Here is an 18,256-nt window from a genome sequence, read left to right as displayed (position 1 = left end):
GGCTCGCAGCCGGCCCGATACCATCAGATTCAGAGGGGAACCTTTTGCAAGGTAAAGCACTCCAAGAGTTCGTTATTGATAAGATTGATGATCTCAAAGGTCAGGACATCGTGACCATCGACGTTCAGGGCAAATCCAGCATCACCGATTTCATGATCATCTGCACCGGCACCTCTACGCGTCATGTGACCTCGATCGCAGAGCACGTTGAGCAGGAGTCCCGTTTAGCTGGCCTGATGCCTTTAGGCATTGAAGGTAAAAGCGCGGCGGACTGGATCGTGGTTGATCTCGGTGATGTCATCGTGCACGTGATGCAGGAAGAGAGTCGCCAGCTGTATGAGCTGGAAAAACTCTGGGGCTAATCGGTGAAACTGCAACTTGTTGCCGTCGGCACGAAAATGCCCGACTGGGTGCAGACCGGTTTCATGGAGTATCTGCGCCGCTTCCCGAAAGATATGCCACTTGAGCTGACCGAAGTCACCGCGGGGAAACGCGGCAAAAATGCTGATATCAAACGCATTCTTGAAAAAGAGGGCGAAGCGATGTTAGCGGCGGTCGGCAAAGGAAATCGCATCGTCACGCTGGATATTCCCGGTCATCCGTGGGAAACCCCGCAGCTGGCGCAGCAGCTTGAACGCTGGAAGCTGGACGGCCGCGATGTCAGCCTGCTGATTGGCGGGCCTGAAGGCCTGGCCCCCGCCTGCAAAGCGGCGGCAGAGCAGAGCTGGTCCCTGTCAGCATTGACGTTGCCCCATCCGCTGGTGCGCGTGCTGGTCGCGGAAAGTCTGTATCGAGCCTGGAGCATCACGGCAAATCATCCTTATCATCGTGAATGACCGATCAGCCCACAGCAGACATGACAAGTAGCGGATGAAATTACAAAGCAACGCCTTTCGCGATTACAGCGCCGAACAGAAACTCTTTGTCCGTCGGGCGTTTTTCGCCTTCGTCGGTATTTTGCTGCTCTCTTCAATCCTGGTGGTGAACCTTTACCATCTGCAGATCCTTCGCTTTGATGATTACAGTACCCGCTCCAACCAGAACCGCATAAAACTGGTGCCTGTCGCGCCCAGCCGCGGCATTATCTACGATCGTACCGGCACGCCGCTGGCGCTGAACCGCACCATCTATCAGGCTGAACTGGTGCCGGAAAAAGTCGATAACCTGCAACAGACGCTGGAGAATCTGCGCCCGATCCTGGAGCTGACGGATGAAGATCTGGAAAACTTCCAGAAAGAGCGTAAACGCTCGCGTCGTTTTACCTCCATTCCGGTGAAAACCGCGCTGAATGAGGTGCAGGTCGCCCGTTTTGCGGTCAATCAGTACCGCTTCCCCGGCGTGGAAGTGAAAGGCTATCAGCGCCGCTACTACCCTTACGGTGCCACGCTGACGCATGTGGTCGGCTACGTCTCCAAAATCAACGATCGTGATGTGGCCCGCCTCGATAAAGAGGGGATCTGGCCAAATTACGCCGCGACCCACGATATCGGCAAGCTGGGCATCGAAGCCTATTATGAAGATCTCCTGCATGGCAAAACCGGCTTTGAGGAGGTTGAGGTCAACAACCGTGGCCGGGTCATTCGCCAGCTGCATGAGGAGTCGCCTCAGGCGGGCCGTGATATCTATCTGACGATCGATCTCAAGCTGCAGCAATATATTGAAACCCTGCTGGCGGGCAGTCGCGCAGCGGTGGTCGTCAGCGATCCGCGCACCGGCGAAATCCTCGCCATGGTTTCCACCCCCAGCTACGACGCCAACTTATTTGTCGACGGGATTTCCAGTAAGGATTACCGCGGCCTGCTGGAAGATGAAAACCGTCCGCTCTATAACCGCGCGATTCAGGCTGCCTACCCTCCCGCCTCAACGGTCAAACCCTATGTCGCCGTCTCCGCCATGAGTGCCGGGGTGATTAACCGCAACACCAGTGTTTTCGATCCTGGCTGGTGGCAGCTTCCCGGTTCCGAAAAGCGTTTCCGCGACTGGAAGAAATGGGGACATGGTCGTCTCAACGTCACCAAAGCGCTGGAAGAGTCTGCTGATACCTTCTTCTATCAGGTCGCCTATGACATGGGTATTGACCGCCTCTCTGAATGGATGAATAAGTTTGGCTACGGCAGCCGGACCGGTATCGACCTGCCGCAGGAGAGCGCCGGCAATATGCCGACCCGTGACTGGAAGATGAGACGCTTCAAAAAGCCGTGGTATCAGGGTGACACCATTCCGGTGGGCATCGGCCAGGGCTACTGGACGGCCACGCCGCTGCAGATGAACAAAGCGATGATGATTCTGATTAACGATGGCATCATCCGTGTGCCGCATATCCTGCGCGCAACCCGTGAAGGCCGGACGCTGGTGCCCTATCGCCAGCCGCCTGCCGCGCCAATTGGCGATATCCATTCCGGCTACTGGGAAATCGCCAAAGATGGCATGTATGGCGTGGCAAACCGCCCTAACGGCACCGCGCACAAGAGCTTTGCGGATGCGCCCTATAAAATCGCCGCCAAGTCCGGTACGGCACAGGTCTTTGGCCTGAAAGAGAACGAAACCTATAACGCCCACAGAATTGCTGAACGATTACGCGACCATAAGTTAATGACCGCGTTTGCTCCCTATGACAAACCTCGGGTTGCCGTGACCATTATTCTGGAAAACGGTGGCGCCGGTCCGGCTGTCGGCACCGTCATGCGCCAGATTCTGGATCACATCATGTTAGGTGATAACAATACAGTCCTGCCGGACGCCGCCCCGGTGCCGCCCGGTTATGAAGGTGAATAAACATGTCGATGCAAGATAGTCCGCAGAAACGATCAATCTGGATGCGCATCCACATCGATCCGCTGTTTATGCTGATCATCCTCGGCCTGCTGACCTACAGCGCCGTGGTGATCTGGAGTGCCAGTGGTCAGGACCCGGGCATGATGGAGCGTAAACTGGGTCAGATCGCGATGGGCCTGGTGATCATGATTGTGCTGGCGCAGGTGCCGCCGCGTGTCTATGAAGGCTGGGCACCTTATCTCTATATTGTCTGCGTGATCCTGCTGGTGGCGGTAGATGCCTTCGGTCAGATCAGTAAAGGCGCACAGCGCTGGCTCGATCTCGGCTTTGTCCGTTTTCAGCCCTCGGAGATTGCCAAGATCGCGGTGCCGCTGATGGTCGCGCGCTTTATTAACCGTGACGTCTGCCCGCCGACGCTGAAAAATACCGGTATTGCGCTGGTACTGATCTTCGTGCCTACCCTGCTGGTGGCCGCGCAGCCCGACCTCGGTACCTCCATCCTGATTGCCGCCTCGGGTTTGTTTGTGCTGTTCCTGTCAGGGATGAGCTGGAAACTGATTGGCGTGGCGGTGCTGCTGGTGGCCGCCTTTATCCCGATCCTGTGGTTTTTCCTGATGCACGACTATCAGCGCGATCGCGTCATGATGCTGCTCGACCCGGAAACGGATCCGCTGGGTGCCGGCTATCACATTATTCAGTCGAAAATCGCCATTGGCTCGGGGGGACTGCGCGGCAAAGGCTGGTTGCAGGGCACCCAGTCTCAGCTGGAATTTTTGCCGGAACGTCACACCGACTTTATCTTTGCGGTTCTGGCCGAAGAGTTAGGGCTGGTGGGCGTGCTGCTGCTGCTGACCCTGTATCTGCTGCTGATCATGCGCGGACTGGTGGTGGCCGCGCGGGCGCAGACCACCTTTGGCCGGGTCATGGCGGGCGGTTTAATGCTGATTTTATTCGTTTATGTTTTCGTTAACATTGGCATGGTTAGTGGTATCTTACCGGTGGTTGGCGTACCGCTGCCGCTGGTCAGTTATGGCGGCTCCGCGCTAATCGTGCTTATGGCGGGATTTGGCATCGTGATGTCGATCCACACTCACCGAAAAATGTTATCTAAAAGTGTCTAAGAGGCTGCAGATGCGTAAGGAATGGCTTGGCGTTGCACTGGCATCACTGGTTCTGGCGGCCTGTACCACGCCGGAACCCCAAAATACGGCGCCGCCGCAACCGGCATACAATGGACCAGTGGTAGAGATTCCGGGCGTTGAGCCACGTTATGAGCCGGTTAATCCGGGCACCAGCCAGGATTACAGCGTCAACGGCAAAAATTATCGCATCGTTAAAGATCCCTCCAACTTCAGTGAAGTCGGTCTGGCCACCTGGTACGGTGAAGAAGCGCAGGGCAACCGCACCGCCATCGGTGAAACCTACGATCCCGATGCGCTGACAGCGGCCCACCCTACCCTGCCGCTGCCGAGCTATGTGCGCGTCACCAATATCGCCAACGGTCGTCAGATTGTGGTGCGGGTGAACGATCGCGGTCCTTATACGCCGGGTCGTATTATCGATCTCTCCCGCGCCGCCGGTGACCGCCTGAATATCTCGAACAATTCGCGGGTGCGGGTCGACTTTATCAAGGTCGCGCCTGACGGCTCACTCTCCGGTCCTGGCACCATCGGCACTGTCGTAGCGAAACAGAGTTACGCCCTCCCCGCCCGTCCGGACCTGAGTGGTGGCGCAGTCATGAATGGCGGCAGCGCAGCGGCTGCTCAGCCGCCAGCGCAGAATGTGGACGCTATCAGTAACAGCACGCTGCAGAGCAGTGACAGCATGGGTGCACCGGTGCAGAGCAGCGGCTTTCTTGGCGCGCCCCAGCCTTTAGCGAGCGGCGTGCTGGAAGGCAGTGAACCGCCCGCTGCCGCCAGCGCCGCACCGGCAGCGGTTGCTGCTCCCGCCGCCGCCAGCGCCGCGCCTGCGGCCAGCCGGGGAACCGCAGCGGGCTATGTCGTGCAGGTCGGCGCGCTGAACGATCCGGCGCGTGCACAGCAGATGATGAAAAGCCTGAGCCAGCGTTATGGTGTGCCCGGGAAAGTGGAAGACGCAGGCAACAATGTTTATCGCGTGCAGCTTGGCGGGTACGCTACCCGCGCCGAAGCCGCCGCGCTGCAACAGCGCCTGAGCAGTGAAGGCCAGACCGCTTCATTTATTACTAATACGCGTCGCTGATCCGTTTGTCAGACCGCTGCACGTTACGTCTGCTAACAACCCAATCATTTCACCCCATGCCAGCGCCCCTGGCATTGGGTATGATAAGTGACTTTTTTAAACCTCAAACTCACGGATGTTGTAGTCCTACACATGAACACGCTGAAATCCTCTCGTTTGCTGAAACGCCTGACAGTGGGATCACTGATCGCTTTCTCCCTCAGCCATGCTGCTATCGCTGATGACGTCAATCTCAAGACCATGATTCCGGGCGTACCGGACATTGATGCCGAAGCGTATGTCCTTATCGACTACAACTCGGGCAAAGTGCTGGCGGAGAAAAATGCCGATGCACGCCGCGATCCTGCCAGTCTGACCAAGATGATGACCAGCTACGTCATCGGTCAGGCCGTGAAAGCCGGTAAAATTCATCAGGACGATATGGTCACCATCGGTCAGGATGCCTGGGCCACCGGTAACCCGGTGTTTAAAGGTTCCTCGCTGATGTTCCTGAAGCCAGGCGACCGCGTACCGGTTTCTCAGCTGACCCGTGGGATTGTGCTGCAGTCCGGTAACGACGCCTGTGTAGCGATGGCTGACTATGTTGCCGGCAGCCAGGACGCGTTCGTTAATCTGATGAACAACTACGTCAAAGCGCTTGGCCTGCAGAATACCCACTTCGGCACGGTGCATGGTCTGGACGCTGAAGGTCAGTACAGCTCCGCGCGCGACATGGCGCTGATCGGTCAGGCGCTGATCCGCGATGTGCCGGAAGAGTACGCCATCTATAAAGAGAAAGAGTTCACCTTCAACAATATCCGTCAGATGAACCGTAACGGTCTGCTGTGGGATACCAACCTGAATGTGGATGGGATCAAAACCGGTCACACCAACTCGGCAGGTTTTAACCTGGTGGCATCAGCGACAGAAGGCCAGATGCGCCTGATTTCTGCCGTCATGGGCGGGCACACCTTTAAAGGCCGTGAAACGGAGAGCAAGAAGCTGCTGACCTGGGGCTTCCGTTTCTTTGAAACCGTCGCGCCGCTGAAAGCAGGTAAAGAGTTCGCCTCTGAGCCGGTCTGGTTCGGCGATAATGACCGCGTGCAGCTGGGTGTGGAAAAAGATGCCTACCTGACCATTCCACGTGGCCGCATGAAAGATCTGAAGGCAAGCTATGTGCTGAACAACACAGAACTGCATGCCCCGCTGAAGAAAAACCAGGTCGTCGGCAGCATCAACTTCCAGCTGGATGGCAAAACCATCGAACAGCGTCCGCTGGTGGTACTGAATGAAATTTCCGAAGGCGGTTTCTTTGGCCGTATCGTTGATTACATCAAGCTGATGTTCCATCACTGGTTTGGTTAAGCGTGACGGGTGATTGAAAAATCACCCTTCCGCCCCCATTACACGATATTATGATGCTCCCGCTCAGGCGGGAGCCTGTTTTTTATGCACCGGAGTTAATATGAAAACCAAACTGAATGAGCTGCTCGAATTTCCTACCCCGTTTACCTACAAAGTAATGGGTCTGGCGCAACCGGAGCTGGTTGATCAAGTGGTTGAAGTGGTGCAACGTCATGCGCCCGGCGACTACAGTCCTGAAGTTAAGCCGAGCAGCAAAGGCAACTATCACTCGGTTAACATCACCATCAACGCGACCCACATCGAACAGGTTGAGCGCCTGTACGAAGAGCTGGGCAAGATCGAAATTGTGCGGATGGTGCTGTAATTTACGGGTCGGCAAGGCGCCTGTGCCTGACGGTTTGCCGACATTATCCAGCGATTCTTCTTTAGCGGATTCTCGTTTTGTCAGTTGAAACCCTTCTCGTCCGTCAGTCCGGTCTGCGCGACTGGCAATCTGTCTCCGATGCCATGCACCACTACACCGACCTGCGCGATGAACAGAGTCGCGACGAAATCTGGCTGGTTGAACATCCGCCGGTCTTTACCCAGGGCCAGGCAGGAAAAGCGGAACATCTGCTGATGCCGGGAGAGATTCCGGTGGTGCAGAGCGACCGCGGTGGCCAGGTGACCTATCACGGTCCGGGACAGCAGGTGATGTATGTCCTGATCGATGTCAAACGCCGTAAGCTTGGCGTCCGCCAGCTGGTTACGATTCTGGAAGAGACGGTGATTGCCACCCTGGCGGAATCTGGCGTCAGCGCCCGCGCGCGTGCCGATGCCCCTGGCGTCTACGTGGGTGATGAAAAGATCTGCTCACTGGGATTACGCATCCGCAAAGGCTGCTCGTTTCATGGTCTGGCGCTGAATGTGGCGATGGATCTCTCCCCCTTTCTGCGGATTAACCCCTGCGGCTACGCCGGCATGAGCATGACTCAGTTAAGTCATTTCCGGCCGGGCGTTACGACAGAACAGGTTCGTTCACCGCTGGTCAGCGCGTTTGCGCGGCTGGCAGGTTACGACCATGTTGAGTGGACCACGGATGATCTGCCGGTTCAGCCTTAGCGCTGAATGCGAATTTACAAATATGTAACTTTTCCGCGCTGACGGTGGCTGCTTCCCGGGCGCTGAGATGATATAATTTTTGCACTTTTTTCAAATAAAGTTGAAAGCACCCTTCCCGGTTTGAATGGGAACGCTTTCAAATCGCAATCCGACCGGAACCTGCTGATTTATGAGTAAACCAATTCAGATGGAACGCGGCGTCAAATATCGTGACGCAGACAAAATGGCGCTGATCCCGGTGAAAACCGTGGCTGTTGAACGGCAGGAGATGTTGCGTAAGCCGGAATGGATGAAAATCAAGCTGCCAGCTGACTCCAGTCGTATTCAGGGCATCAAAGCGGCGATGCGTAAAAACGGGCTGCACTCGGTCTGTGAAGAGGCCTCCTGCCCTAACCTCGCCGAATGCTTTAACCACGGCACCGCCACCTTTATGATCCTGGGCGCAATCTGTACCCGCCGCTGTCCGTTCTGCGATGTGGCCCATGGGCGTCCCAACGCGCCTGATGCCGGTGAGCCCGCGAAGCTGGCGCAGACCATCGCCGACATGGGACTGCGTTATGTCGTGATCACCTCGGTTGACCGTGACGATTTGCGAGACGGTGGCGCTCAGCATTTTGCCGACTGCATCAGCGCGATTCGCGAAAAAAATCCGACGATCAAAATTGAAACGCTGGTGCCGGACTTCCGCGGCCGTATGGATCGCGCGCTGGAGATCCTCACCGCGACGCCACCGGATGTGTTCAACCACAACCTGGAAAACGTACCGCGCGTCTATCGTCAGGTTCGTCCCGGCGCTAACTACGAGTGGTCGCTGAAACTGCTGGAGCGCTTCAAAGAAGCGCACCCGGATGTCCCGACCAAATCAGGTCTGATGGTGGGTCTGGGCGAAACGAATGCCGAAATCATTGAAGTGATGCGCGATCTGCGTCGCCACGGCGTCACCATGCTGACGCTGGGTCAGTATCTGCAGCCGAGCCGTCACCATCTGCCGGTTCAGCGTTACGTCAGCCCGGCCGAGTTTGATGAGATGAAAGAAGAAGCGATGGCAATGGGCTTCACGCATGCGGCATGTGGTCCGTTTGTCCGCTCTTCCTATCATGCCGATATGCAGGCGAAAGGGATGGAAGTGAAGTAATTCCCGCTTTGCTGCTGCATAAAAACAAAAAACCAGACTGCTGACAGTCTGGTTTTTTTATGTGTGCCTGAAATAAAAAGTAACAGTTATTTGCTGCAAATAACCGATTAATCTTTATGAACGACGCGTTCTGCAGGCACGTCTTCAGCCGTATTTCGGGTTGCACTGGTATCTTCATCTTTCATGGCTTTCTTGAAGCCCTTGATTGCGGAGCCCAGATCGCCACCCAGCGAGCGCAACTTGTTGGTACCAAAAAGCAGTACGATAAGCGCACCGATAATCAGCAGCTTGGCAATACTGATACCTTCCATATTTAACCTTTCAACTTTATCGAATAACGGTGACTGTTATTTACGCGCAGATTGCCTGTCACCACAAGCAGAATCTGTAACAGAGTAAGATCTGACACCCCTGCCGTCAGCGTATCCGGCTCAGGCTCTGTATGTTTCACTCTCCGTCGAGTTCAGGCCGGGCAAAACGCCGGTTCTCCAGCACCGGCAGTACCTGACGGGCATAGGCAAGACGTTCGGGATCGAGGTCGGCAAACAGCAGTGCGGGCGCTTCCGCCGCGTTTGCTACCGCGACCCCCATCGGGTCCACCACCAGACTGTTGCCGATATTGCGCGGACCACATTCGCCCGCCGCCACCATATAGCAGGTGTTCTCCAGCGCACGAGCGCGGGTCAGCAGTTCCCAGTGCATCTCTTTCAGCGGGCCTTTCACCCAGGCGGCAGGCAGCACCAGGACATCGGCACCGTCCAGCGCCAGCCGCCGCGCCATCTCCGGAAACCGCACGTCATAGCAGGTCATTAAGCCCACCTTCATACCGGCCACCTCAATCAGCGGAGGAATGACCTGGCCGGGATTGACCCGCTGCGACTCCTGCATCGTGAAAGCATCATAGAGATGCAGTTTTTCATAGACGGCGATGATCTCACCCTGTCGGAAGGCAACCAGCACGTTAAGCGCTTTCTGCGCGCCGTCGGGAACATGCAGACAGAGGATCGTCGTCAGGGCACGCTCTTTGCTGGCTGCCAGCAGCTGGCTCAGGAAAGGGCCATCCAGCGGCTGCGCCGCTTTCAGCACGATATCGGGATCGGTAATATCCCGCGCCAGCACGCCTTCCGGCAGGACCAGCAGATCGGCTCCCCCTTCCGCCGCCCGCTGCATCAGATCCAGACAGACAGCGGCGTTTTCCTGCCATTCACGACCGACGGCAAACTGCCCCAGAGCCACTCTCATCATTGTTCTTCTCCTGCTGTCGCCATCAACAGCCTTCCGGCGACCCTGTCAGAGGGATTCGCTCAGGCTGCCCCTGTTCACTACCCTCATTGATCAACGCCGCGGCACTCTGCTCTGCGGTCGGGCTGAGGGAGCATCGTAACCTGAACACACCGGAAAAGTCTGCCGGAGAGAGCCTGTCAGCTCAGGCGGGCTCCTGAAGGACGTGCGCAGGGCAACCGTTTCTGCTGCCTGTCTGGCGCGGAGAGAGCAGAAAGCACTGACCACCGGCCGCTCTCCTGCGGGAGGCTCACCCGCCGGCTGAAAATTAACTCGCCAGGGATTTAATATGATAATGGGGTGATTCGGCAAAGCCTTCACGGCCGTAGAAGAGATTCGCTTTCAGGCGCGACTGGTGGCAATGCACCTCCATGCGATCGCAGCCACGACGCGCCGCCAGCGCCTCAGCATGCTGAAGCAGCTGCTGCCCCATCCCTTTGCTGCGCTCGCCTTCGGCAATGCAGAAGTAGCTGATGCGGGCAAAGTCACCGGCCAGCGCCAGCTGTGGAATGAAATGCAGGGAAAGAAACCCCAGCACCTGGTTATCCTGTTCCGCTACTAAGAGTGCTTCACTGGGATCGCTGCATAACTGCGCCAGGCGCTGCTCAATAAAACCTTCGGTGCCGCCGTAGCCTAATTCGCTGAGCAACGCACTCAGCGCAAAACTGTCTTTTAACTCTGCCTGCCGTATATTCATCCTGCCTCCTCACCCACCGGGATCTGTCACTCTGTTATAACGCGTTGCCCGCAAAAAAGCGGCACTTCAGCTTGTTATAAATATGTTACGAGGATTTATTGTGAAGCGTCGCGCAGTTTGTGCGGCAGACGAGCCAGCAGCGCAGGATAGACAGGAGAAGGTGACGCGCAGATGACAGGCATAAAAAAACCCGCCATCAGGCGGGTTTTTAGAATTCTGACTGTTAACTTACAGGCTGATAACGTTAGCAGCAGATGGGCCTTTAGCACCGTCGGTGATTTCAAACTCAACGCGCTGACCTTCAGCCAGAGTTTTGAAGCCGTTGCTCTGGATTGCAGAGAAGTGTACGAATACATCTTTGCTGCCATCTTCAGGAGTAATGAAACCGAATCCTTTAGATTCATTAAACCACTTAACGTTACCTTTGATCTTAGACATCTATATTACCTTTACATGAAAAATGGACACTAAACTGTGTCGGCATCTAGTACAGCAATTGCGGAGGGATTTGTCCAGCACGATTTGATGAAAAAGTGATAAATATCGACTTTCTGTGCATCCATCACACTTTCCTGCTTTCCGACTTGCGAAATCGGTTTCAGCAGGTAGCGAACGCCTTTCCTCTTCTTCGCGCTAACACGCTGGAAAGTCATGCCTTTTTTGAATTTCAACTTAACAGGCGCTGTGGCTGAAAAAGAAAAATCTTATTGAGACCCATTCCTGTTCTCTCTGACGATATGGCGCGTAAAAACGCCCTTTTTTTTCTATGCCCGGTCAGCCAGGCGTCTGACGATGGTGCAATTTTCAGGCGGCTGAAAGCCATAGCAGGATAGAAAATCACTTATTGCAAAAAATTTGCGATTAGTTCACCGCCAGTTCGCCTTTCTTTCCGACAAAATTGAGCCTGCCGTGCCGTTTATCCGCGCCAGGACAGGCCATCTGCGGGCGTTTTAGCCAATAGATGACAATCCTTGATCATGATCAATGAAGTGGTTTTTACAAGCCGGATTCGCATTTGGCAGCAAACATTCATGCTCATAAGACACTACTTTTCTCATCGCAGTGCGGAATAATATTGCATAGCAATAGATTAAGTCTGCTTAACCGGTCAGGGAACGCGATCAGCACAGTGTCAGTCCAAAGGAGGTCATACGCAGGATGGTGATGAAAATACGCTGTAGTCAGTGTGGAAGCGCCCGGTTTGTTTTTGCTGATTACAAAGAGGGCCAGCGCACCTTTCATGGTGCCTGTTGCGCATGCTGTCGAAAACAGCTGGGCTCGCGGGATCTACTGCCGAATACGCCAATGGACCCGATTACACAGTGTCTGTTGGCCAGCCAGAAAACGTTTCGGGCACCTGATTAGGTGCCCGCTGTCGCAGAATCTTTAACAGAAATCAGAAAATCAGTTTGAACACCCCTGTCAGGGTCAGTAAGCCCACGATAAAAATGATCGCGATAATCCACAGAATAATTTTCATTTCCTTTTCCCTCGCTGGTTAAACAGGTTTCCTGTAAGCAGTATAGTCAGAAAACCAGGCTCTGCCGCTTCACTAAGTCGTTAACCGGTTACAGGTTCTTCAACTTTTGCTTTTATTTGCATTCTGAGAGTGCGATCGCAACCCCATATTTTACCCGCCCTCTTTCTTCGTTTTACAGACGACTCCTGGCTAAAATTCAGGCGGCAAGGCAGATCTCAATCTCAATAGTGAGGAGATTGACATGAGTTGTGAGGAGATCTTATGAGCACGATTAATACCAGTATGGGCCGCTACAGCCTCAAGGCTAAAAACAGCGGTAACCACATCAAAGGTTCTTTCGCCATCAACGATGAGGGCGGCACTCAGCTCACGATGCAGGAGTTTGAAGAGCACTACCTTGATGATGTGGTGAATAATGTCATCTATCCCGTCACTGGCGGCAACCGCGAAATTGCGCGTGCGCTTCGGGAACAGATGGTGAAAGCCGGTTTTGAAGCGCCTCATTAAGCGGGCAGCGTTAACTGTTATCACCCATGGGCCGCATAGCGCGGCCCTCTTTATGAGTACCATCCTCTTCAGAGAGCCAGCAGAGGGCCGCTGGCAGGCGGTGCCAGCGGCAGGGATCAGATTACCCAGGAGAGCAGCAGACAGCCCACCAGGCCGCACACGGAGATAATGGTTTCCAGCGCCGACCAGGAGCGAATGGTCTCTCCTATCGTCAGGTTGAAATACTCCTTGAACAGCCAGAAGCCAGGGTCGTTAACGTGAGAGAAGATGACGCTGCCGGATCCTACGGCGATCACCATCAGTTCCGGGCTGGCACCACTGGTGACAATCAGCGGGGCCACAATGCCACCTGCGGTAATCGCCGCCACCGTTGCCGAACCCAGCGCGATACGCAGCACCGCCGCAATAGACCAGGCCATAAAGATGGGTGACAGCTGAGTCGAGTGCATCATGCTGGCGATATATTTATCCACCCCGCTGTCGACCAGAACCTGCTTAAAGGCCCCGCCGCCACCGATGATCAGCAACATCATAGCGATGATTTTGATCGAGTCGGTCAGGGTATCCATCACCTGTTCCATTGAGCGACCGCGGTTAAGGCCAAACGTGAAGATGGCAATCAGTACGGCAATCAGGGTGGCCATGACCGGGTCGCCAAAGAACTCGGCATACGGCAGCAGCACATGCCCTTTTGGCAACAGCATCTCTGCCACCGCGCGCAGGGCCATCAGCACCACCGGCACCAGGGCCGTCCAGACGCTGACCCCAAAGCTGGGCATTTCTGCTTCGGTGAACGTTTTCGGGTTATAGAGTCCCTGCGGAATTGGTTTGTCGATGCCCTTCAGGAAGCGGGCGTAAACCGGGCCCGCCAGAATCACCGTAGGAATACCCAGCAGGGTGCCAAACAGCAGCGTTTTGCCCATGTCAGCATTGAACAGCGTGGCGATGGCGGTCGGGCCGGGATGCGGTGGCAGAAAGCCATGCGTAACGGACAGTGCAGCCGCCATCGGCACGCCGACATAGAGCAGCGGCACACGCGCCGACGCCGCCACGCTGAACACCAGCGGCAGCATCAGCACAAAGCCAACTTCATAGAACAGTGCAAATCCGACGATAAAACCGGTCAGCACCAGCGCCCACTGAATGTGCTTTGTGCCAAATTTTTCGATCAGCGTGGTCGCGATACGCTGCGCACCGCCGCAGTCGGCCAGCAGCTTACCCAGCATGGCACCAAAGCCCATGATCAGCGCCAGGCTGCCCAGCGTGCCGCCGACACCCGCTTTGATAGACGTAATCACTTTATTAACCGGCATGCCCTGCATCACGCCGACAGCCAGCGCCACCAGGATCAGCGCGATAAATCCATTAAGCTTAAAGCGAATCATCAGCAGCAGCAGTAACGCGACGCCGATCGCCACATAGAGTAATGGCATAGGTTTTCTCCACCTTGCGCACTGAATGGAATCCAGTGTCGGTTGTTATCATGGTCCCCTGAGGGCTGCAAAACAGTGCGCCTGTAAGAATTTTATACATCCGGACAAACGCTGTTACCGATAACATGTTAAGGGTAACATCCGCAGTAAAGCACCATCCCGCCGGGGTGAATTTCTGTTTTGCGAAGATGATCAACTTTTTACCGGGACGTTATCAGAAAGTTTGCCAGTGCCGGCGGCGCGCTTTTCGTTACACTCAGATTTTAGTGAAATGTAAAAAGGATGCGCTGGTGAGTGTGAACCTGAGTGAGCTGTACAGTAATCAACGAACCCTCTTTGGCCGCGGCAGCCTCGATAAACTGGTGCCGCTGCTGGCCGCCCGGTCACAGCCTACCCTGCTGTTTTGCGGGCAATCCTTTCTGCAGGGCGCGGCGTATGAACGGATTAAAGCTGACCTGAACGCGCAGATTATCGGCTATGAAATTGTCAGCCATGAAGCCTCTCCTGCTGAGATAGATGGCTGGGTGGCACGCTGGCGGGGTCATGTGGATCGGGTGGTGGCCATCGGCGGGGGCAGCGTGCTGGATGCGGCTAAAGCGTTCAGCGCGATGATGCAACATCCGTTGCCGACGGCCCGCTATCTGGAAAAGGTGGGCGACAGCACGGTTCAGCCAGTCACGTTACCGCTGATTGCCATTCCGACGACGGCCGGGACCGGCAGTGAAGTGACGCAGAATGCGGTGGTGACCGACCAGCGCGATATTCAGATCAAAGCCTCATTGCGCCACCCGGTTTTTGTCCCGGAAGTGGCTATTCTCGATCCCGATCTGCTGAAGGGGGCACCTGATCACGTGCTGGCGACCTGCGGGATCGATGCCTTTACCCACCTGTTTGAAGCCTACCTCTCCGCGAAAGGTAATCTTTTCACTCAACAGCTGGCCGTGACCGGCCTGCGTCAGTTTATCCAGGCCTGGCCGGCGCTGAACAGTGAAGAGAGTGCGGGCGATGCGGCAAGAGAGTCGATGATGATGGCATCGTGGCTGGGGGGAGTTGCGCTGAGCAGCGCCGGTCTGGGGGTCATCCACGGTATTGCAGGCGAACTGGGCGCGATAAAACCGTTTCACCACGGCGAAGTGTGCGGGCGGCTGTTGTTCCCCTTCCTGGAGCTGCTGGCCGACAGCGATCATCCGCTGCAGCAGACACTGATGTCAGCGTTACATGGGCAGCTTTTCAGTGAAGCCACCGACTCACCCGCGCAGTTCCTCAAAACGTGGCTGCAGCAGCAGGCGATTCTGCCGTTCTGGCAGGGGGGGCCCACGCTGACGGGCGAAGAGGTGAAGTGGATTCTGGCGCGCGCCAACAGCAAAAATTCGCTGGTGAATTACAGCCGCGAACAGATGGAGACGATGATCGCCCAGGCCTGGCGCATCACGGCGTGAAGCGAGGCGGGCCAGATGACCCGCCTCTGCCCTTCCGAAAACCGCGTCTGCCCGTTACGCGGGCAGATCTGCGAATGGCCCCTCACCGGCCAGCATCTGCTCAATCACCTGCAGCACGCCCTCTTCGTTATTAGCAGGGGCAGCATAGCGTGCTGCCTGCTTCACCCGCTGTGGCGCGTTGGCCATGGCAAAACTGAAACCAGACTGCTTAAGCATCTCCAGATCGTTGCCGCCATCACCAAACGCCAGCACCTGGTCGTGTGTGATGCCCCAGCGCGTGGCGAGCAGATCCAGGCCGTGCGCTTTATGGTTGCCCGGCACAATCAGGTCAACGGAGCCGTGTCCGCTTGAGGTTGCGGCCACACGACCATGATGCAGCCGCTCGATATCCGCCATCAGCGGCTCGATAGCGTCGTCAGAGAGATTCAGTGCGAACTTGAACAACCGATCATGCTGCACCTCATCCAGATGCTGAATCGGCTTCAGGCGATGACAGTAGTGACGCATCTTTTTCAGCCAGCTCTCTTCCATGCCGTCGAAGTAGTACGCACTTTCGCGTCCACACAGCAGATAACGCAGGCCGGGATAGTTGCCGTTTTGCAGGGTGTTGATGACCGCTTCGACATCGCGGCGGTCAAAGGCGCCGCAGAACAGCTCCTCATCACGGTCGATAATCCATGCGCCGTTTTCCGCCACAAAGGCGATATCGCTGGCGACCTCCGGAAAAAAGGATTTGAGCTGGTAGTACTGATTACCGCTGGCCACGACAAATTTGATGTCGCGGGCGGTGAGTTGCTGGTAGCAGGCGAGAAACCGGGATCGATTGTACTGCTTGTTGTCGTCCAGAAAAGTGCCATCCATATCAACCGCAACCATCTTAACCGTCGTCATCATGACTCCTTACACAGGGAGAATGTCAGTGTGGAGTCTCAGGATAGACGCTGGCGGCGCAAAACGGAAAGAAAGCGGGATGGCCGCCGCCATCCCGTGGGTTCAATTCAGTGCGTTGTTCAGCAGCAGTGAGGTAATAATGCCGGTTGCCGCCGCAATCAGCACATAGTTGCCGTTGATGTCGGCCCAGTGCTCCCCCTGCGGAGGTTCAGGCAGTCCGCGCGCATCCCAGTCGTCAACGCGGTAACGGTCGTCACAATAGGCTCGCGGGATCGCATGGCCACGGCGAAACTCATGTCCCTGCCAGGCGAATGCGTCGCGCGGCTCATATCGCCCTCTGTCGTGACGGAAGCGCTCGTCATCATGACGCGCATGTTCAATCTCATGGCGTTCCCGCTCCTCATGACGATGGCGGTCGTCGCGGTCACGATCCGGATGCGGGCCGGGCCCCCACGCATCCGGGCCAGGGCCATCATTCTGATGCGGCACCGGCGGGCGATGCGGATCGCCGCGATCGTCTGCCAGCGTGGTCTGAGAAAAGAGCGTGCTGCATGTCAAAAGTGAAGCGATAAGCGTTAATGTTGTTTTTTTCATGGTACTGCCTCCGAAAATAACGGCTGTCAGGCACCGTTGATCGGCATCATGGCAATAATCCTGTATGGCAACATCTGTATAATTCTTAAAAACCGCCAATTTACAGACCATTACGCGTAATTATCACTTTCTTAACACTAAAGACCGCCCTGCCCGCGGTCTGACCGGCGCATCAGACAAAACGCCGATCGCCGCTGCCAGCGAAAACGTGTGTCAGGGTACGAAACCGCACCCTGACAGGGGCCGGTTATGGCGTACTGAGGATCACGGGCGCGTCAGGTAATCCCGTAAAGTGCGTCACGATGTGGTGGTAATCCGCCGCGGGGTCGAGGTCACGGAACTTTTGCGGATAGAGGTCTTTCGCCAGAATCTCCATCCCGATAATGTTGTAGGGATGATTGTAGAAGTGATGGTAAACGCCATAGACACGCTGCTCTCTGACCGGGGCGATCTGTGCCAGCCCCGTGCGGCTCAGTAAGCGCTTAAAGGTCGCGGTCACCTCGGTCTGATTCGCGCCGTAACCAAACGGCAGCACATTGCTGTTCGGCCGCTTTGAGCCGGTCATGATGTAGACATCCGGCTTCATGGCGATGATCTTCTCCAGCGAAACAAAGCCGGAACTGCCGGGCAGCAGTGCAGAGCCAATATTTTTACCGCCGACCGCCTCCACCAGCGCGCCCCAGCCGTTGTGTCCGTGGGTAAAGCAGCAGTTGTCGCTGTTACCGGCAATCGGCTCAACAAAAACCGTCGGCTTGTGCGGAACCTGGGCGATCTTCTCCTGAAGCGCCTGCCAGCGCTGCTGATAAAAATCGGCGTAGTCTTTTGCTTCAGCTTCACGGTTCAGCACCGTGCCGAGCACGCTCACGCTCTTCAGGGTGTTCTCTTTCGGATGCAGCTCATCATCGAGGAACAGTACCGGGATGTGCAGATTTTTCAGGGTGGCCAGCACGCCTGATTGTGTCAGCGCGGGTTTAGCACGCAGCTGCGCAATCATCAGATCGGGCTGCTTCGCCAGCACGCTCTCCAGGTTGACCTGGCCCTGATCGTTAAAGCCCATATCCACAATTGAGGTCGCCTGAGGCCAGCGCTGCTTCAGCAGATCCCAGGTCTGGGTGTCCTGCTTTTTCGGCAGATTGTTCCAGGCCACGACCCGCTGAAACGGATTCTGTCGATCCAGCAGTGCCAGCGTCATGACGTCGCGGCCATCCTGCAGAATCACATGCTGAGGCTCTTTCTGCAGCGTAATTTTCTGTCCATCCATATCGGTCACGGTGACCGGATAAGTGGTGGCCGCGCAGGCGGTCGACAGCAAAAGTGTGGTGGCAGCAGCCATCCCGATCTTCATGTTCATCCTGTCCT

At 56.0% G+C, this 18,256-nt stretch carries 19 protein-coding genes; 11 read left to right on the top strand and 8 right to left on the bottom strand.

From position 1 onward, the window contains the following. Positions 1 to 44 precede the first annotated feature (44 nt). The 9 genes from rsfS (at position 45) to lipA (ending at position 8,575) form a co-directional block, all read left to right on the top strand. A complete protein-coding gene (gene rsfS, locus HFD97_RS01290) occupies positions 45 to 362 on the top strand; it encodes a ribosome silencing factor (protein ID WP_009091499.1) in 318 nt (105 codons plus the stop codon). A gap of 3 nt (positions 363 to 365) precedes the next feature. Then, positions 366 to 836, top strand: a complete 471-nt coding sequence (gene rlmH / locus HFD97_RS01285) for a 23S rRNA (pseudouridine(1915)-N(3))-methyltransferase RlmH (protein ID WP_009091501.1) — start codon at positions 366 to 368, stop codon at positions 834 to 836. Between the two features lie 34 nt (positions 837 to 870). Continuing rightward, complete coding sequence (gene mrdA, locus HFD97_RS01280; RefSeq protein WP_111207372.1) at positions 871 to 2,775, top strand: peptidoglycan DD-transpeptidase MrdA; 1,905 nt, start codon at positions 871 to 873, stop codon at positions 2,773 to 2,775. Between the two features lie 8 nt (positions 2,776 to 2,783). Further along, a complete protein-coding gene (mrdB, locus tag HFD97_RS01275; RefSeq protein WP_033736585.1) occupies positions 2,784 to 3,896 on the top strand; it encodes a peptidoglycan glycosyltransferase MrdB in 1,113 nt (370 codons plus the stop codon). A 10-nt stretch (positions 3,897 to 3,906) separates the two neighbouring features. Beyond that, the gene (rlpA, locus tag HFD97_RS01270; RefSeq protein ID WP_140028216.1) at positions 3,907 to 4,995 is read left to right on the top strand and encodes an endolytic peptidoglycan transglycosylase RlpA; all 1,089 of its coding nucleotides are present in this window, start codon (positions 3,907 to 3,909) and stop codon (positions 4,993 to 4,995) included. Between the two features lie 132 nt (positions 4,996 to 5,127). Next, entirely contained in the window at positions 5,128 to 6,339 is a 1,212-nt protein-coding gene (gene dacA / locus HFD97_RS01265; protein WP_009091510.1) for a D-alanyl-D-alanine carboxypeptidase DacA, read from the top strand. Positions 6,340 to 6,439: 100 nt separating this feature from the next. Then, complete coding sequence (ybeD, locus tag HFD97_RS01260; protein ID WP_009091513.1) at positions 6,440 to 6,703, top strand: DUF493 family protein YbeD; 264 nt, start codon at positions 6,440 to 6,442, stop codon at positions 6,701 to 6,703. Positions 6,704 to 6,780: 77 nt separating this feature from the next. Beyond that, on the top strand, positions 6,781 to 7,440 hold the full coding sequence (lipB, locus tag HFD97_RS01255) for a lipoyl(octanoyl) transferase LipB (protein ID WP_167431132.1): 660 nt from the start codon (positions 6,781 to 6,783) through the stop codon (positions 7,438 to 7,440). 169 nt (positions 7,441 to 7,609) lie between these two features. Then, entirely contained in the window at positions 7,610 to 8,575 is a 966-nt protein-coding gene (lipA, locus tag HFD97_RS01250; protein WP_009091517.1) for a lipoyl synthase, read from the top strand. Between the two features lie 107 nt (positions 8,576 to 8,682). On the opposite strand, the gene tatE is transcribed toward lipA, so the two are convergent. The 4 genes from tatE to cspE all read right to left on the bottom strand — a co-directional run bounded on the left by tatE (position 8,683) and on the right by cspE (position 10,991). After that, a complete protein-coding gene (gene tatE, locus HFD97_RS01245; RefSeq protein ID WP_009091518.1) occupies positions 8,683 to 8,886 on the bottom strand; it encodes a twin-arginine translocase subunit TatE in 204 nt (67 codons plus the stop codon). 136 nt (positions 8,887 to 9,022) lie between these two features. After that, positions 9,023 to 9,817, bottom strand: a complete 795-nt coding sequence (locus HFD97_RS01240) for a deaminated glutathione amidase (protein ID WP_009091520.1) — start codon at positions 9,815 to 9,817, stop codon at positions 9,023 to 9,025. A gap of 307 nt (positions 9,818 to 10,124) precedes the next feature. Next, a complete protein-coding gene (locus HFD97_RS01235; protein ID WP_167431133.1) occupies positions 10,125 to 10,553 on the bottom strand; it encodes a GNAT family N-acetyltransferase in 429 nt (142 codons plus the stop codon). Positions 10,554 to 10,781: 228 nt separating this feature from the next. Beyond that, positions 10,782 to 10,991, bottom strand: coding sequence for a transcription antiterminator/RNA stability regulator CspE (cspE, locus tag HFD97_RS01230; RefSeq protein ID WP_006118399.1), 210 nt, complete (start codon positions 10,989 to 10,991; stop codon positions 10,782 to 10,784). Positions 10,992 to 12,294: 1,303 nt separating this feature from the next. Between cspE and HFD97_RS01225 the strand changes: the two genes are divergently transcribed. Further along, a complete protein-coding gene (locus HFD97_RS01225) occupies positions 12,295 to 12,540 on the top strand; it encodes a hypothetical protein (protein WP_009091526.1) in 246 nt (81 codons plus the stop codon). Positions 12,541 to 12,656: 116 nt separating this feature from the next. Here HFD97_RS01225 and gntT read toward each other — a convergent pair whose 3' ends face one another. Then, a complete protein-coding gene (gene gntT, locus HFD97_RS01220; RefSeq protein WP_009091528.1) occupies positions 12,657 to 13,973 on the bottom strand; it encodes a gluconate transporter in 1,317 nt (438 codons plus the stop codon). A gap of 290 nt (positions 13,974 to 14,263) precedes the next feature. On the opposite strand from gntT, the gene HFD97_RS01215 reads away from it, so the two are divergent. Continuing rightward, complete coding sequence (locus HFD97_RS01215; protein WP_140924586.1) at positions 14,264 to 15,412, top strand: iron-containing alcohol dehydrogenase; 1,149 nt, start codon at positions 14,264 to 14,266, stop codon at positions 15,410 to 15,412. 54 nt (positions 15,413 to 15,466) lie between these two features. On the opposite strand, the gene HFD97_RS01210 is transcribed toward HFD97_RS01215, so the two are convergent. The 3 genes from HFD97_RS01210 to HFD97_RS01200 all read right to left on the bottom strand — a co-directional run bounded on the left by HFD97_RS01210 (position 15,467) and on the right by HFD97_RS01200 (position 18,242). After that, positions 15,467 to 16,303: a Cof-type HAD-IIB family hydrolase gene (locus HFD97_RS01210; RefSeq protein ID WP_167431134.1), complete on the bottom strand. Its 837-nt coding sequence runs from the start codon at positions 16,301 to 16,303 to the stop codon at positions 15,467 to 15,469. 102 nt (positions 16,304 to 16,405) lie between these two features. Further along, complete coding sequence (locus HFD97_RS01205; RefSeq protein WP_046101405.1) at positions 16,406 to 16,897, bottom strand: RcnB family protein; 492 nt, start codon at positions 16,895 to 16,897, stop codon at positions 16,406 to 16,408. A 247-nt stretch (positions 16,898 to 17,144) separates the two neighbouring features. Then, positions 17,145 to 18,242 (bottom strand): ABC transporter substrate-binding protein, encoded by a 1,098-nt coding sequence (locus HFD97_RS01200; protein ID WP_167431237.1) that lies wholly within the window; start codon positions 18,240 to 18,242, stop codon positions 17,145 to 17,147. Between the last annotated feature and the right edge of the window lie 14 nt (positions 18,243 to 18,256).

Source organism: Pantoea sp. EKM103V, assembly GCF_011800365.1.
GTDB lineage: Bacteria > Pseudomonadota > Gammaproteobacteria > Enterobacterales > Enterobacteriaceae > Pantoea > Pantoea anthophila.
The sequence above is the reverse complement of the archived record's forward strand: the minus strand, read 5'-3'. Positions and strand labels throughout refer to the sequence as shown.

Excerpts from the sequence above, each read along its gene's own strand:
- mrdA (WP_111207372.1), top strand. The coding sequence starts at position 871 with ATGAAATTACAAAGCAACGCCTTTCGCGATTACAGCGCCGAACAGAAA.
- mrdB (WP_033736585.1), top strand. The coding sequence starts at position 2,784 with ATGCAAGATAGTCCGCAGAAACGATCAATCTGGATGCGCATCCACATC.
- rlpA (WP_140028216.1), top strand. The coding sequence starts at position 3,907 with ATGCGTAAGGAATGGCTTGGCGTTGCACTGGCATCACTGGTTCTGGCG.
- dacA (WP_009091510.1), top strand. The coding sequence starts at position 5,128 with ATGAACACGCTGAAATCCTCTCGTTTGCTGAAACGCCTGACAGTGGGA.
- ybeD (WP_009091513.1), top strand. The coding sequence starts at position 6,440 with ATGAAAACCAAACTGAATGAGCTGCTCGAATTTCCTACCCCGTTTACC.
- lipA (WP_009091517.1), top strand. The coding sequence starts at position 7,610 with ATGAGTAAACCAATTCAGATGGAACGCGGCGTCAAATATCGTGACGCA.
- tatE (WP_009091518.1), bottom strand. The coding sequence starts at position 8,886 with ATGGAAGGTATCAGTATTGCCAAGCTGCTGATTATCGGTGCGCTTATC.
- HFD97_RS01240 (WP_009091520.1), bottom strand. The coding sequence starts at position 9,817 with ATGAGAGTGGCTCTGGGGCAGTTTGCCGTCGGTCGTGAATGGCAGGAA.
- HFD97_RS01235 (WP_167431133.1), bottom strand. The coding sequence starts at position 10,553 with ATGAATATACGGCAGGCAGAGTTAAAAGACAGTTTTGCGCTGAGTGCG.
- cspE (WP_006118399.1), bottom strand. The coding sequence starts at position 10,991 with ATGTCTAAGATCAAAGGTAACGTTAAGTGGTTTAATGAATCTAAAGGA.
- HFD97_RS01225 (WP_009091526.1), top strand. The coding sequence starts at position 12,295 with ATGAGCACGATTAATACCAGTATGGGCCGCTACAGCCTCAAGGCTAAA.
- gntT (WP_009091528.1), bottom strand. The coding sequence starts at position 13,973 with ATGCCATTACTCTATGTGGCGATCGGCGTCGCGTTACTGCTGCTGCTG.
- HFD97_RS01210 (WP_167431134.1), bottom strand. The coding sequence starts at position 16,303 with ATGACGACGGTTAAGATGGTTGCGGTTGATATGGATGGCACTTTTCTG.
- HFD97_RS01205 (WP_046101405.1), bottom strand. The coding sequence starts at position 16,897 with ATGAAAAAAACAACATTAACGCTTATCGCTTCACTTTTGACATGCAGC.
- HFD97_RS01200 (WP_167431237.1), bottom strand. The coding sequence starts at position 18,242 with ATGAAGATCGGGATGGCTGCTGCCACCACACTTTTGCTGTCGACCGCC.